The sequence below is a fragment of the Paenibacillus sp. NRS-1781 genome (assembly GCF_050467745.1).
GTDB lineage: Bacteria > Bacillota > Bacilli > Paenibacillales > Paenibacillaceae > Paenibacillus > Paenibacillus terrae_A.
The window spans coordinates 87,985-103,602 of the sequence record NZ_JBITPI010000006.1 but is presented as its reverse complement, the minus strand read 5'-3'; the positions used below and the strand labels follow the sequence as shown (position 1 = coordinate 103,602).

The window sequence follows — 15,618 nt, the reverse complement described above, 5'->3', positions numbered from 1 at the left end:
ATCGCCCATGCCGGGCGCACACGCAAAAAATCGCCCCCCCCCTGATCAGGGAGCGATTTTAGATTTATGTTTGAATAGCCGTCTTCAGCAGGAAAGCACTTATCTATCCGATGACCTATAGCATCAGGATTCCTTGTTTTCGGAAGCCACAGTACCTTCTGTTGCAGCTGCATCACCTGCTACAGCAGCATTTTCCACCTCAACCGCGCGCGGAACGATAATGGAAGCAAGCAACTCTTCCTCAGGAACGTGCAACGTTACTCCTTTAGGAAGTTTCAGGTCGCTCGCGCTCAGCTTGTCACCGACATCCAGTGCGGATACATCCACCTCAAGGGTAGATGGCAGGTCAGCAGGAAGACCCTCGACTTCGACTTCGGTTTCTTGAATTTGCAGAATACCGCCCGTTTTTGTACCTACAGGTGTACCCTGATAATCAATAGAAACACGCACGCGAAGCGGCTTGTTTTTGGAGATTTTCAAAAAATCGGCATGCACCCACTGATTGTCACGCTGCTGATAATCCTTAATGATGACCGGAATGGTTTCTCCACCCTCTACTGTGAGGTTGAACACCTCCGAACGTCCGGTTCTGACTACTTTATTAAATTCTTTGGCATCGACATGTACAGGGGTTCCTTCAAGCTCAGAGCCGTAAACCACAGCTGGAATCCGTCCTTTTAACCTCAATCCACGAAGTGCCGAACCCTTCTTCTCTGTTCTCGGCTGGGCGGTCAGTTGAATACTTCCTCCATTAGAACTCATGATATACAACCTCCTTCAGGTTACCTTACAAATGATTATTCCTCAAGAATCTTGCCTGTTCACCAGTCGCACTACAAGGTATAAGCCAGCAAGCTGGCAAAACTAAACAAGTCCATAATTCTATATTACCCCTTTTTTCTGAAACTGACACACGTTTGCATAAAAAAATAGCATCTTTCGAAATAATCGAAACATGCTATTTCTGAAAATAAAGCTATCCCGCTCGATTGTCGTTGACCAGCAGCAAATATTCTTCTCTGCCACTATGAATCAATACCTGCATCACAGAACGGTTCAGGTCTACATCAATATACCGATCAGCCTCAATATCCTTGGCATCCCACTGATTGAGGCGGACGATGTAGCCGATACGCTGCACATGAGAAGCCACTTGAATACGCGCTACTGCGCGACCGTCATCCAATTCACTCAATTCAACATGTCCGTCCCGGCATCCGGTGCCCCATACCCACACATTCCAACCGGAATATTGTCGATCCGCACGCTCGTAAATCAACTCAACGGTGCGATACAATGCCGCTTCTTCGTAGTGACCTGCGATTTCCTGGTCTGTTCCCTCATCCGAGCCTTCCAATCCGTTCTCCGCCAGCAGCTCGTTAGTCTGATCCTGTCCGGTCAAAAAGGATGGCTTAGCGGGTTCCTCCTGATCATACAGTACCATCATCGACCAGCGTGAAACGGTCACACGATAGCCTGCTACTTCATACCGTATCTCATTTCCAGCCCCGTGAGCATCCACAACGACATGCCAGCGATCCGATTCCGCAGGCAGCAGTATGGTCTGCTCCGTATCCGAGCCGTTATAAATCACCACAATCTGATTCCAGGCGTCGCCGTTTGCATGGTGTCTCAATGCAAAAGCCACCACATGCCCGCTGCTGTGCAGCACCTCCATATGCTGCTCCACCAGCTCCCGGTGATCCATTCGGAATGCCGGGTGACTGCGCCGTAAAGCGATTAACCCCTGATAGTAATCAAATACGGGACGAAATCTCGCCTTGTTCTCCCAGCGAATAGCATTCACCACATCCACACTACGGTAGCTATTATGGTCTCCATATTTGGAGCGCAACAGTTCATCACCTGCATGGATAAAGGGAATGCCCTGGGAGGTCAGCACCATGCCGTTTGCCAGCAAGGATTTCCGTACGGTTTCATTCTCCAGCAAGTCATGCTCATTCACTTCCCGGTACGGGTCTGCTTCCGCCATGGCTTGTTCGGCCGCTCTCCCATCCTGCGGCTGACCCTGCTTCCATTGAGGAAAACCGCAGTGTTCCCGCAAATGCCGCACCGTCAAAATTTTATCCCACAGATTGAGATTATCGTGAGCCGTGACATAATTGACCGTTTCCGAAGGTTGGGCTGTAAAATCATGAATAGCTCCAAAAACACCTTTAAGCACCAGTTCCTCCTGATCCCATGCCCCCGTGGCAAAGCCACTTGCGGTACCATCACTGTCACCCTTAATAGCAGAACGATAGTTGTCATTGAAGACGGCAAAGCCTTTGTCCCTTTGCGTTCCTTTTAACGTCAGCAGAGGCTGCGGGGATTCTCCCCCCGTCCAAGGCTCTCCATAGATAAGCAGATCGGGACGAACCTCAGAGCGAAGCTCCTGTGTAAGCTGCTCCACAGTCGGCGTATCTATCAGTCCCATCAGATCAAAGCGGAAGCCATCTATATGATATTCCTCTGCCCAATAGCGCAGCGAATCCTTGATATACTTGCGAACCATCGGGCGTTCGCTTGCCACCTCATTACCCACACCCGAGCCGTTGGAAGGCTGTCCATGCTCATCCGTACGGTAATAGTAACCCGGTACAACAGGCTCGAACGGCCCTTTTTCCACCGAGAAAGTATGGTTGTACACGACGTCCATAATGACACCGATGCCAGCAGCATGCAGGGATTGCACCAGCAGCTTCAACTCCCGTATACGTGCCTCCGGGTCAGCCGGATTGGAAGAATAAGAGCCCTCCGGCACATTATAGTGCTGGGGATCATAACCCCAGTTATATTCCGTGCCCTGTTCTGCAAAATCATTTACCGTATGGAAATCAGCTACTGGAAGCAGATGAACATGTGTAATGCCCAGCTCCAGCAAATGATCCAGTCCGATACTGTTGCCCACCAAATCTTTTAGTCCCGTATACGTAAAGGCTGCAAACCGTCCTTGTGCGGCAGATAAGCCTTTTTCTCCAGTATTAAAATGTGTATCCATTGAAAAATCACGCACATGAAGCTCATATATAATGGCATCCGTAGCCCGGGCAAGTGTGGGTCCAGCATCCTCTTTCCATCCGTCCGGATGGGTTTGAGCCAAATCAACGATTGCCGTGCGCTGTCCATTGGCTGATACCGCTGTAGCATAAGGGTCGGCTGCATAATGAAGTGTGCGATCTGCCCATTCCAGCCTGTACATGTAATAATACTTGTTCCAGTCGCCTTCCAGCTCTACGGACCATACACCACACTCATCACGGCTCATCGGAAATTCCCAGCCACCGCTATGGTCCTGAACGTTACCTTCCTGGTCATACAATCCAGTGTTGTCATACAGCGCTACATGGACCTGCTTCGCAGTCGGTGCCCATACTTTAAACATGCTGCCGGCAGGCGTATAAGTAAGACCCAAATCATGGCCTTCATATGTGGGATATGTTGTGTACTCAAGCTCCTTGAGTTGATTGAAATCAGACATTCCTGTTCACCACCCATTTCTGTACATCGGCTTTTAGCCTCTGTTCATCCATCATTTATGATGTATTCGACTTGTCAGTATACCTCAGGATTTTGCAAAATCCTCACCTACTAGGCTATCAAAATAAGACAAGCTTGAAAAGTTGGATGATTTCAAATACGGATGCTGCTTTCATTTCACACGCACACTCCATTTTATGACAAAACCATGAACAGGCTACAGCAGCAGCCCTTCAAGCACCATAAATAATTCCCTTCATCCCTTCACATACACGCTAAAAACGCCAAAAAATCAGGACATCCTGCGGTTATCCATCTGAAACATATCGTCCACAATCCGCATGGTAGAGCTTCGGTGGGAAACAAGGACAATCGTTTTATCCTGCTGCTGTTCCTTTAACGATTTTAAAATGATCGCTTCGTTCAGGCTGTCCAAATTGCTGGTAGGCTCATCGAGCAGCAGGAGCGGAGCATCATGAACAAAGGCTCTGGCCAGCCCGAGCCGCTGACGTTCACCACCGGATAGCCTGTCCCCCAATTCTCCAACACGGCTGTCATATCCTTGAGGCAAGGTCATAATAAAATCATGCACCGACGCCCTGCGGGCTGCTTCCACAACCTGCTTATGCGTAGCATCAGGTTTTCCAATTTTAATATTGGCTGCAATCGTATCATCAAACAGGAACGTATCCTGATCCACATAACTTTGCAGACCTCTCAAATGCTTCGTTCCGATTTCTTTTAAATCATGTCCAGATAGCAATATCTCGCCCTGCTGTGGGTCCCTGAACCGCATCAGCAGCTTGAGCAAGGTGGACTTGCCAGAGCCGCTTTTACCCTGAATACCTGTAATCCGCTTGTGCGGTATCGTGAGACTTACATCATCCAACACCGTCTGACCCTCATATGCAAAAGTAACCCTGTCCACCTTCGCCCCGGAAAAAGCAACCCTCATTCCCTCGATATTTTCCTCGACCTCCGGGGTTTCCTCCAGCAGACTCAGCACACGTTCCCCGCTCGCCAGCGTTTGCAGCAGATTGTTGGACAAATTGCTAAGCGCAACTACCGGGCCAAACGAGCTAAACAGGGCAATAACGGAAATAAGCATCCCTGTAAAGCTGACTTGCCCCTTGGACATGCCATACAATCCAGCCAGCAGCATCAGAAATGAAAAACCCACGACCGCAGCATCCGTTATCGCTCTTGTGATGCCTTCATGATGCTTCAAGCTCTTCTGCTTGGCATCCAATTGATCCGTGCGACGGTTAATCTCCGCCAGTCGTTGTTCTCCGCGCCCGTATTGCACAATTTCCTTCATACCCCGCAGGCTGTCCAGGAAATAACTGCTCAGCTTGCCGAAGCTGCTCCGGTATTCCATACCCTGACGTCTGCCCATACGCGACGTTAACAAGGGAATGAACAGACCGACTGTGATGTAAGCAAGTGCAGCGAGCCAGCCTAATAGAGGCTCATATGAACCGATAAAGAATACCATTAGCAGTGAAGTGATGATGCCGATCATAATAGGCGCTATCGTATGTGCATAAAACACTTCCAGCAGCTCGATATCACTCGTAATCAGCGAGATCAGATTCCCTTTGTCCTTGCCTTCGAGCTTAGCTGGCGCCAGTCTGCGCAGGGCTTGAAGCACCTTGTCACGCAGTACAGCCAGCAGCTTGAAGGCGAGGTAATGACCACTCATTTGCTCACCATAACGGAACACGCCGCGCAATACAGCACAAACCACGATGAGCGTGAGCAGGAACGTCATACTGTAGCCCGTCGTGATGCCCGTTGCTGTAAGCAGGGCAAGGGCTCCATAGACAATAATGCCAATAGCACAAGCAAATCCAAGCACTCCCGTAACAATCGTTATGAGCAGAACGGGTAACAGAGGCCCCGCCAGCGCCATTAATCGGGCCATAATCCGCATTCCGTGTCTACGCATATACAGCACCTCCTTTTACAAACTGCTCTACCCGGTTTTGACTGAGATACATCTCTGCATAATGCCCTTGCTGGCTTAACAGCTCAGCATGTGTACCAGACTCTGCCACTTGGCCGTTTCGCAGCACATAGACGCGGTCAGATTGTACAACATTTTCCAGTCTATGTGAGATGAGAATAACGGTTTTGTGGCCTGCCAGCGCATGTATAACCTCCATAATGCCTGCCTCGCTCTCACTATCTATGTTAGAGGTAGCCTCGTCAAAAATGTACACGCCACTATCATGCAGCAGCGCTCTTGCCAGCGCTAGCCGTTGGCGTTGTCCCCCTGACAGGTTCGTTCCCTGCTCCTCCAGCTCTACTTCCAGTCCTCCCTGTGAGAGAATGAAGTCATACAGCTTTACCTGCCGCAACGCTTCCAGCATCTGTTCCTCATTCGCATGCTCATTGCCCATTTTCAAATTAGCTTCGACCGTGCCCTTGAAAATATAGCTGTTGAAGCCGATCCAGGTCATATGACGCATACGGCTTTCTTCCGAAATGGCGGCAAGCTCGGTTCCTCCAACGATCAAGCTTCCCCGATAACCCTCGTGATGTCCAACGATTAATCCGGCTACCGTGCTTTTACCAGAGCCTGATTCCCCGACAATGGAAACAAAGCTGCCCTGAGGAATATCCATAGATATATCTCGTAGAGTGTCCCTTTCGTCATAGGCAAAGTTCACCTGATCCAGTCGAATATCGGTAGTCTCGATGCTTTTTTTTCCTTGTACTAGCTCCTCTGTACTCAGAATTTGAAATATTTTGTCACTCGCTGCCATCCCGTTCATGGCGATATGAAAGTAAGAGCCCAGCAGGCGCAGCGGAATGAAGAACTCCGCCGACAGCAGCACAATGATCAGCGCTCCCGCCAAGCCGATATGACCAGCGGAATATTCGCTCACTGCGACCAGAACGCCCGCAGCGGCACCGCCAAATGCAATAAGGTCCATGACTGCCACCGAGTTAAGCTGCATGGTCAGTACTTTCATTGTCATTTTGCGAAAATCCTCGGCCGCCGTGTTCATTTCCTGATGCTTCTCCTGGTCTGTCCCGTATATTTTAAGCGTGGTCAGGCCCTGTACATTTTCCAAAAAGCTGTGACCCAGATTAACATAGCTGCCCCAATATTTGCGAAACAGCTTTTTAGCCATTCTCATAATGACTATAATCGACACCGGAATCAGCGGAACGCAGATCAACAGAATAATGGCAGCCTTGAAGCTGACAAAGGATAAGGTGATGAACAACGTTACGGGTGCAAGCAGACTGTAAAATAACTGGGGCATGTATCTGCCAAAATAGGTTTCAAGCTGCTCCACTCCTTCTACAGCAACCTGAATAACCCCCGACGTGGAGGTATGATCCGTATACGCTGGCCCCAGCTTCAGCAGCTTGCCGTAAATTTGCGAGCGCAGCGTTTTTTTGGCATTCACGGAGGCCCGATAGGACAGCATACTGGCTGCATAATTGCACAAGCATCGGACTGCAATCGCAGCAATGACAATGGCCGTCACAGATAGAATCAGCTTACGGGTAACTTGTCCCGTCCATGCCTGCTGCAAAACATAGGACATGGACAAAACAGCGGCTATACTGCCTAAAAGACCGATCCACTGCACAAGCACACCCAGAACGATATACTTTCGGGAATGCTCCACCAGACCAAGCAGACGGCTGTCGACCATTTTAGACCTTTTCTTCGTGGTATCAGCAAGTGCAGCTACAGATGGAGTTGGGGATGGAGTTTCCGCTGTAGTGCCTCTCACCGTTCCGATCCTGAATATAAAGTAATAATATTTGAAGAGGATGACTAACCCGATAATCACCTTGGCCCACACAGGTGGGGTTAAAATAAAGCCGGTAATGAGCATGGCTGACGCCAATCCCAGAGTCGTGATTTTCGTGGACAGCTTCAACGATCTCGTTTGGACAAAGCTTTCCAGATGCTTATGGTACAAAGGGGTATTCGAAAACCATTGGTGAATCCGTTCAGACCCCCGCATAAAGAAAAAGGCTGCTAACAGCAAAAACGGCGTAGTCGGCAGCAACGGTACCACCACGCCAATGACTCCAAGCGCCAAAAATAGAAACCCTAAGGTAATATAGATCGGTTTCACTGTAATCCTCCCTAAAAAGATATGATGATGACCCATTTGATGGATAATGATAATCATTATCAATATAAACAATTTAGACAGGTTGTTATGTGATGTAAATCACGCATGACAAAATCCTCTTGAAGCACATCTCTACAGAACACGCTTTTGTGGGTGTTGGTGTAGATGTATTGGCTTCAAGAGGATTATGGAAAATAATGCGCGATATTACGTTGTTTTATGAATTTATAATATCATATTGCTCCAATACCTGCCGATGTAGCGGGTGGTGTGCGGGTATGGATGTATAGCGTGTCAGCGCCACACCCAGTCCTTCGCTGCGGATCACCTGCTGAAGCTCGACTGCCTCAGGGTCCTCCGCAATATCAAATTTACAGGCAGCAGCCATTCCTAGCGCCAGATGATCCGTTAAGATGCCATACTCCTCCGCTTGCAGTGCCGGACGTACAAGACGGTCATTGGGAGACAGCTTCCGCAACGGTGAACGTCCGACCCGAGTGACCTCGTCTGTCAGATTAGGGTTGCGGAAGCGATCCAAAATTTTGGAGATGTACTTCTTATGCTCCCCCTGATCCAAACCGAAGCGCTTCACAAGCACTGCCCCTGTTTCCTCCAGTGCCCCTTGTATCGAATCCACCACCTTGTGATCCTTCATGGCTTCCTGAATGGTAGCATAACCCGCGTTATAACCAATATAGGCCGCCACACAATGCCCCGTATTCACCGTGAACAGCTTGCGTTCAATGTAAGGCTCCAGCTCCTGCACGTAAAGGATGCCTTCGATCTCTTTATGGTCAGAAGCCATTTGCGAACGATCCACCACCCACTCGTAAAAAGGCTCTACCTGCACATGCAACGGGTCCTCATGATGCTGGATCGGCACAATCCGGTCTACCGCAGCATTCGGAAAATAAACCGAAGCCTCCGCCTTGGCACGAGTCGCCTCATCCAATAGCGCAAAAACATGCTCTTTCAGTTGGGCGCTGCCTCCAATTGCATTTTCGCAGGCAATCACATGTAGCGGCGCTGCCCCGCGTTCTACCCGCCGCTTAATTCCCTCGGCAATGCCTGCTGCAATATGCTTGAGGATGCTGACACCCACTGCGGTCGTTACCAAATCAGCTTGGTCTACCGCATCCGCTACAGCCCCTGCATCTTTGCCGTCAATCGCGGTTACATTCGTGACCATCTCCATATCCTTGGTATCATTCGCCAACTCTACAGTGTATTGCTTGCGCCGGCGTAACTCGGATACAAGAGTGTCGTTAACATCCGAAAAGACAACCTCATAACCTGCCCGCGACAGAATCAATCCGATAAAGCCACGACCGATATTTCCTGCTCCAAAGTGGACGGCTCTCATAGCTCCATCTCACTTTCAAACAAATCGATAATTTCCTGAGGGGTCACCGCGTTGCGAAGTTTATCCATGTTTTCTTCCTCGGCACACACCACAGCGATACTCGTCAAAATCTCCATATGATCGCCGCCTTGTGCTGCGATGCCGATCACCATGTATGCTTTTTCTTCCCCAAAATCCACACCTTGCGGGAACTGAATGATCGAGATGCCAGTCGATTGAATGAACGTCTTGGATTCCTTCGTGCCGTGTGGAATAGCCAACCCGTTCCCGATATAGGTAGACACGATCTCCTCGCGTTCCAGCATCTTGTCAATGTACTCACCTGTAATATGTCCGGCATCCAGCAGGATTTGTCCGGCCATGCGAATCGCCTCGTATTTGTCTTTGGCGGTTGTGTTCATTTTTACTTTGTCTATCGTCATAATGCTCACGGTAGGTTCCTCCCTGTCCCTAATTTACTGTGAAAAAATTCAGCCAGTTCACTCGATATATAATTGGCGATATGCTCACGGCTACCGTGTTTCAGTAGCGTAACCATGTCTTCCCGAAGTAGTAATGCACTAATCTCGCTCAATACCTCCAAGCTTTCTCTCAGCAGCTCGCGAGGTCCCAACATAAGCAGCACGCAATCTACCTGTTCGCCTGCATCCGCCAGCAGCGGCTCTGCCAGCTTATACAGCGTAAGCGAAGGCGAAGGCTGGCGAATATAGTGGCTACGCGTATGAAACAAAGCAATGGAGGTATCAGGAATAACCTGACTCCCCTGGCGTTCTCTTTCCATGAGCTGTGCAGCAATGGCAGAAGGCTCTGTAACGTTCCCCTGTCCCGCCTCCAGCATGCAGATAGCCTGTACGGTAGCCTGCATATCCATCCCCTGATTTTCCAGCGTATACACTTGAAATTGCTGTACAATGTGTACAATTTCCTCGAGACTTTTTCGCAGCCCGGTGAGCCACTCCATGCCCTGACCGGGCTGGACGGCCTGCTCCTGCTGCTGATCATTGGGATCCTTGAGTGTAATATGCTGGATAAAATGTCGCAGACGGTCACTCTCCTCCTGCGTCAGCAGCGGGCTGATCTTGAGATAGCGATCTGGTTCCAGCGGTAGCTCCACCGTCGAAATGATCAGATCATAATCCTCTTTAGGAATCCGCGCCGCCTCGTACCATGAGGCCCTATCCACGATTTTGATCTGTGGCAGCTCCTTGGCGAGCCTTGTTGCCAGCAGCCTGGATGATCCAATGCCGCTCGTGCAGACGACGATGGCCCGCACCTCCCGCCGCAATTGTCGCAGCCGCTCCAGCGAAGCGCCGAAATGCATGACGAGAAATCCGATCTCTTCATCCGGCACTTCCATTTCTGTCATGTCCGCCGCAGCCTTCTTCACCGAGTCGAACAAGCTGCCGTAATCCTTGCGGATTTGCTGGAGCAGGGGATTACGGATGGATCTGCCTTCCTTCAAACGTTTGAGTACCGGAGCCATATGGGCAATCAGTCCTTCACGCAGAACACGATCCTCTGCCAATGGCGTGTCTGTCTCTTCCTCTACACGACGAATCAACTCATGAACCGACTCCAGCAGTACGAGATCATCCAGCGGCAGCAGCCGGGTAGAATGATCCTCGGCATCACGGAACAGCAGTCTGAAATAAGATCGTTCCGGCTCTGGAAAATCAATATCCAGCGCCTCTGACAATTCCGTGCATATGCGTTCCACCATAGCTGTGCGCAGCATGATATTCTCATCCGAATCTGTTTTGGAATACGAGAGACGATGATCCACAACGTATCCGAGCCGCAGACGTGCCAGCGAAACGCAAATTTGAATCAACAGCTCCATATATTTGCTTTCCACCCTGTTTTTCAGCCATTTCTCATGGGGCTGCCAGAGGGAATTTTCCACGGTCAGCAGGTTCTCTCTGCCAATCATCTCCAGCAACTTGTCAGCGACACGTGTCACAGGACGAAGCTCCTCCCGGCTGGAAAACAGATCCGATTCATCCAAATACTCTAGAGCCAGCTCGGAAATCGCCCGTCTTTTGTCCGTCTCCCGGCCTGTAATCTCGACGCCGTACCCGCGTCTGCGCACAAGCACGAGTCCCCGTTCCACGATCCAGCCTTGCAATTCGTCCAGATCATGACTGACCGTAGTTACTGCGACCTTCAAATCAGCAGCCAGCGCCAGCAGCTTGATCGGCTCCTGTGTATCCAGCAGCATACAGAGAACCACGATCTTTCTTTCCTCAGCCGAATATTCGTCCGACTTCGTATGCATCAATTGCTCCCGCAGACATACAAGCTGAGCCGGGTCGGCATCCACATAGATACCAATCCCTGATTTTTTCTCCAGCTTTACCGCATGAGCCGCTAACCAATGCTCGACTGCACTGAGCTCCCGGTGAACCGTCCTTGTGCTGACATTAATCTTCGTGGCAATTTCCCCGGCTGTTACCTCTTGGGACTGCTCCAGAAGATATTCCACGATGTCACGTTGTCGTTTCGTAATATTCATAAACGCATACCGTTCCTTCCCAAGCTCATCCCTTCCGCAGAACATACCTACTGCACACAGGCGGCCTGACTACTACAGGGGATTAAGAATCGGATTTCAGACGTTCCACCAGCGCTTCGTATTCAGGACTTTTCAGGAAATTGTCAATAGAAATGTGCTCAGCATTGGGAGCTACCGTTTTAGCCCGGTCTGTCAACGTTTTTTGCGTAATGACAATATCCGTATCCTGCGGAATCTCACTGATTGCCGTGTTTGTTACCGTAACATCCACACCCGCCTGCTTCATTTTTTTGCGTAAAATCGAGGCGCCCATAGCGCTTGAGCCCATACCTGCATCACAGGAAAAGACGATCTTGTTGACATCTGATTTATCCTTGACCGTTTGAACTTCGGCAATCTTGGCAGCAAGATCAGCTTCGCGGTTATCTTCCGTTACAGCGGCGTTTTCGCTTGCACCTTTGCTTTGAGTCTTCATATCCTTCATACGGGATGCCGCTTCCTCAAGCCCCTCTCCTTTTTGCTTACCTGTCTTGAGTAATACCGCAGCCACAGCAAACGATACGACCGCAGCAGCAATCACACCGCTCAGCATTGGCAAATATCCGCCTTTTGGCGTCATCAGGAAATAAGCGATGATACTACCCGGTGAAGGAGCTGCAACCAGTCCGGCACCTGTCAGCATGAAACAGAACGTTCCCACCATGCCCCCTGCTATAGCAGCAAGAATCAGAATCGGCTTCATCAAAATATAAGGGAAATAAATTTCATGAATCCCGCCGAAAAAGTGAATGATGACCGCGCCGGGAGCCGACGACTTCGCAGAACCTTTACCAAACAGGCAATAGGCCAGCAAAATACCGAGCCCCGGTCCAGGGTTGGATTCAAGCATGAACAAAACGGATTTGCCTGTTCTTGAAGCCTCCTCCAGCGCAATCGGACTCAATACTCCGTGGTTCAGTGCGTTGTTTAGAAATAACACTTTTCCGGGCTCAATAATGAGGTTGACGAGCGGCAAAAGCCCTGCGTTCACGAGGAACTGTACCCCTGCTGACAACACTTGACTGATAATTTGTACAAACGGTCCGATTGCCACATGGGCAAGCAACGCTAAAATCGCCCCGATAATCCCTGCTGAGAAGTTATTGACCAGCATTTCAAACCCTGATTTAACTTTGCCGTCAATCGCTTTGTCGAATTTCTTCAATATCCATGCAGCCAGCGGACCCGCTACCATCGCGCCGAGGAACATCGGAATGTCCGCCCCGACAATGACACCCATCGTCATAATGGCCCCGATCACACCTCCGCGCTGTCCGTGAATCATGGTGCCACCCGTATAACCGATCAGCAGTGGCAGCAAATAATTTTTCATCGGATCAACCAGTTGTGCAAAACCCTCATTCGGAAACCATCCGGTCGGAATAAAGAGTGCCGTGATCAATCCCCACGCGATAAAGGCCCCCATATTGGGCATAACCATACCACTGAGAAAACGGCCAAAACGCTGTACGGCAACGCGCGCGCCTCCGTTTGAATTGGACTTTGCGTCCACTGTGCTCATATTCATATCCTCCTTATAGGTAAAAAGCATCACTACCTTTTCTTAAAATTCATACTAAATGACAACGCTATCTTCATCAACGAAATGAAAACGTACTTTCGTCATGAACATTGATGACAACATTTAAATTTAAGGTAAACAGGCGCGAAATCCTTCTGCATAATTCCTCTTAATATGGCCTGTAACATGAGTGTTTAGTCGAAAAACCATCCTGTCATCAGTACAATTTATGTATGAGATCTATCCTCTAAAAAAGATAAAAGAACGTAATTACGCTTTCCAAAAAAGACAGCAAAAAATAGCCGCTATGCCCAATCATCGCGACTATTTTTATACAAAACAGAGCGGACAAACGCCACTCTTATTCAGTTATCCAACCTAATTTGCCCCATTATTACTCATTGGCAGTCAATTGCTCGTACTGATCCGCAGACAGCAGCTTGCTTAGTGCTTTCTCTACATCTTCTCCAAGCTCCACTTCGATCATCCAGCCTTTTTCATAGGGAGACTCGTTCACCAGCTCAGGCGTGCTTTCCAGCGCTTCATTCACCTTCAACACCGTTCCCGTCACCGGAGCGAACAGGTCGGATACTGTCTTTACCGATTCAATAGTACCAATCTCTGCCCCCTGCTCAATCGTTGCTCCCTCCCCAGGCAGCTCCACAAAAACGATATCCCCCAGTTGATGCTGTGCAAAGTCCGTAATACCGATTCGTACCGTTCCATCCTCTGTGCGCTGAACCCACTCGTGTTCCTCTGTGTACCACAATTGCTGCTTCACTTCACTCATCCTGCTCCGCCTCGCTTCCATATGGATTACATCGTTTCGCCTACCCGTCTGTGACAGGTTAAGATTATGACAACAAGAACTCTCATGTCAATAATACTAACAAAAATATTTCACATTTCTCCATATATCGTTCTAACTAAAAATACGACAGGATATAACAAACGCTTACATAACCTTATTTATGAATAAAATGTTTTTAATAATGTTTTTCATGACATTTTTGTTGACATTTCGAATAAATTTGCGTATTAATGGGTTATAACAAGTGCTTTTGGAAATACCCGATAACTGTAAACGCGGATGAACGTGGAGGGAGAGACTGCCAAAACTCGCTAGCTGTTGCCGCCTGTGAAAACAAGGTAGCCAGCGAGTGGAATCAAGCTGTTACCGGCAGGGCCGGATGACGTTTAGCTGATCCAAGGGCAGCGCCGAAGGAGTAAACCTGCACCGCAGGTGAATCTCTCAGGCAAAAGGACCTCTGCCGGACGCATCTCTGGAGAGCATTCGCCATACAGGCGGATCACCCAAGGGGAAACCTGGTACGCACCGGGGTAACTCTCAGGTATCAAGGACAGAGCTGAAAAAAAGTGTGTGGACTGCGGTCCATACGTTTTTTTCGGCCTGTCTTTTTTGTTTAGCTGATCACACTGGATAGGAGTGAAAAAATGACTAACTTGCGAAAAACGCCGCTGTATTCCTCCTACGGCACGCTGCCGGGGGTTCGTTGCATTGATTTTGGCGGCTGGGAGCTGCCTGTACAGTTCAGTGGCATTCAAAAGGAGCATGAGGCCGTCCGACAACGTGCGGGAATGTTCGATGTATCGCATATGGGTGAATTCTTGGTCGAAGGCCAGGAAGCCGAAGCATTTCTGCAACAGGTGACGACGAACGATGTCAGTCAGTTGGAGCCAGGTCAGGCCCAATACTCTCTCCTGTGTTACCCGGATGGAGGTGTAGTAGACGACCTGCTTGTTTACTGTAAAGGGTCGGAGCGTTACATGCTCGTTGTGAATGCCTCCAATATCGACAAGGATTGGGATTGGCTGCTTCGCCATGCTCCTGCATCCGTTCATCTGGAAAACGTATCAGATGCGTTAGCACTGCTGGCGTTGCAAGGACCTGAAGCTGCTCGTATTACCGCAGCCGTGACAGACGTGGACATTACGAATCTGGCATCCTTCCGATTCCGTGAGGATGTGCAATTGTTCGGGGCAAAAGCGCTCGTCTCCCGCACCGGGTACACGGGTGAAGACGGTTTTGAATTTTATGTGCCCGCTGTGGATGCACCGGCAGTGTGGGACGGATTGCTTCGCATCGGTGAGCCGCATGGTCTGGTTCCCGCCGGACTTGGGGCCAGGGATACGCTGCGCTTCGAGGCACGGCTGCCGCTGTACGGACAGGAGTTGTCCGCTACCATTTCCCCACTGGAAGCTGGTTTAGGCTTCTTCGTCAAGCTGAATAAGGGGGATTTTATCGGGAGAGAGGCCCTGCAACGTCAGAAAGAACAAGGTATTCCACGCAAGCTGATCGGACTGGAAATGCTCGACCGCGGCATCCCACGTGCCCATTATCCCGTTTTTGCGGAAGGACAGCACATTGGCGAGGTCACAACGGGAACCCAGTCGCCCACCTTAAAGCGTAATCTGGGTTTGGCTCTAGTGGACAGTCGTTTCAGTTCCCTATCCACACCGTTGGAGGTCGAGATTCGTGGCAAGCGCCTGCGCGCCGAGGTGGTAGCAGCGCCCTTTTATAAACGTCCACGCTGATTTAATACTATAACTATCGTGATCCATTACTAACGCTGCC

General features: G+C 49.7%; 10 protein-coding genes and 2 riboswitches. Of the genes, 1 reads left to right on the top strand and 9 read right to left on the bottom strand.

Features of this window, described 5'->3' with window-relative positions:
• Positions 1-123: 123 nt before the first annotated feature.
• The 9 genes from ACIFO6_RS02195 to gcvH form a co-directional block, all read right to left on the bottom strand.
• Complete coding sequence (locus ACIFO6_RS02195) at positions 124-762, bottom strand: 50S ribosomal protein L25 (RefSeq protein ID WP_430037600.1); 639 nt, start codon at positions 760-762, stop codon at positions 124-126.
• Positions 763-976: 214 nt separating this feature from the next.
• On the bottom strand, positions 977-3,481 hold the full coding sequence (gene pulA / locus ACIFO6_RS02190) for a type I pullulanase (protein ID WP_430037597.1): 2,505 nt from the start codon (positions 3,479-3,481) through the stop codon (positions 977-979).
• A 291-nt stretch (positions 3,482-3,772) separates the two neighbouring features.
• Positions 3,773-5,428 carry an amino acid ABC transporter ATP-binding/permease protein gene (locus tag ACIFO6_RS02185; protein ID WP_430037594.1) on the bottom strand — a complete coding sequence of 552 codons (1,656 nt, stop codon included), beginning with the start codon at positions 5,426-5,428 and terminating at the stop codon, positions 3,773-3,775.
• The gene (locus ACIFO6_RS02180; protein WP_430037591.1) at positions 5,421-7,586 is read right to left on the bottom strand and encodes a DUF454 family protein; all 2,166 of its coding nucleotides are present in this window, start codon (positions 7,584-7,586) and stop codon (positions 5,421-5,423) included. Before ACIFO6_RS02180 ends, ACIFO6_RS02185 begins: the two co-directional genes overlap by 8 nt.
• 217 nt (positions 7,587-7,803) lie before the next feature.
• Positions 7,804-8,949 (bottom strand): mannitol-1-phosphate 5-dehydrogenase, encoded by a 1,146-nt coding sequence (locus tag ACIFO6_RS02175; protein ID WP_430037588.1) that lies wholly within the window; start codon positions 8,947-8,949, stop codon positions 7,804-7,806.
• Positions 8,946-9,380, bottom strand: coding sequence for a PTS sugar transporter subunit IIA (locus ACIFO6_RS02170; protein WP_430037585.1), 435 nt, complete (start codon positions 9,378-9,380; stop codon positions 8,946-8,948). The genes ACIFO6_RS02175 and ACIFO6_RS02170 overlap by 4 nt, the downstream gene beginning before the upstream one ends.
• Complete coding sequence (locus ACIFO6_RS02165; RefSeq protein ID WP_430037582.1) at positions 9,377-11,461, bottom strand: BglG family transcription antiterminator; 2,085 nt, start codon at positions 11,459-11,461, stop codon at positions 9,377-9,379. Before ACIFO6_RS02165 ends, ACIFO6_RS02170 begins: the two co-directional genes overlap by 4 nt.
• 82 nt (positions 11,462-11,543) lie before the next feature.
• Positions 11,544-13,022, bottom strand: a complete 1,479-nt coding sequence (locus ACIFO6_RS02160; RefSeq protein WP_430037579.1) for a PTS mannitol transporter subunit IICB — start codon at positions 13,020-13,022, stop codon at positions 11,544-11,546.
• A 394-nt stretch (positions 13,023-13,416) separates the two neighbouring features.
• Entirely contained in the window at positions 13,417-13,812 is a 396-nt protein-coding gene (gene gcvH, locus ACIFO6_RS02155) for a glycine cleavage system protein GcvH (RefSeq protein WP_430037576.1), read from the bottom strand.
• A gap of 300 nt (positions 13,813-14,112) precedes the next feature.
• A riboswitch (glycine riboswitch) is annotated at positions 14,113-14,300 on the top strand.
• Positions 14,301-14,397, top strand: a riboswitch (glycine riboswitch).
• Between the two features lie 80 nt (positions 14,398-14,477).
• Between gcvH and gcvT the strand changes: the two genes are divergently transcribed.
• Entirely contained in the window at positions 14,478-15,578 is a 1,101-nt protein-coding gene (gcvT, locus tag ACIFO6_RS02150) for a glycine cleavage system aminomethyltransferase GcvT (protein ID WP_430037573.1), read from the top strand.
• The last annotated feature ends 40 nt before the right edge of the window (positions 15,579-15,618 follow it).

Coding starts and splice junctions, on each gene's coding strand:
- ACIFO6_RS02165 (WP_430037582.1), bottom strand. CDS start 11,461: ATGAATATTACGAAACGACAACGTGACATCGTGGAATATCTTCTGGAG.
- ACIFO6_RS02185 (WP_430037594.1), bottom strand. CDS start 5,428: ATGCGTAGACACGGAATGCGGATTATGGCCCGATTAATGGCGCTGGCG.
- gcvH (WP_430037576.1), bottom strand. CDS start 13,812: ATGAGTGAAGTGAAGCAGCAATTGTGGTACACAGAGGAACACGAGTGG.
- ACIFO6_RS02175 (WP_430037588.1), bottom strand. CDS start 8,949: ATGAGAGCCGTCCACTTTGGAGCAGGAAATATCGGTCGTGGCTTTATC.
- gcvT (WP_430037573.1), top strand. CDS start 14,478: ATGACTAACTTGCGAAAAACGCCGCTGTATTCCTCCTACGGCACGCTG.
- ACIFO6_RS02195 (WP_430037600.1), bottom strand. CDS start 762: ATGAGTTCTAATGGAGGAAGTATTCAACTGACCGCCCAGCCGAGAACA.
- ACIFO6_RS02160 (WP_430037579.1), bottom strand. CDS start 13,022: ATGAGCACAGTGGACGCAAAGTCCAATTCAAACGGAGGCGCGCGCGTT.
- pulA (WP_430037597.1), bottom strand. CDS start 3,481: ATGTCTGATTTCAATCAACTCAAGGAGCTTGAGTACACAACATATCCC.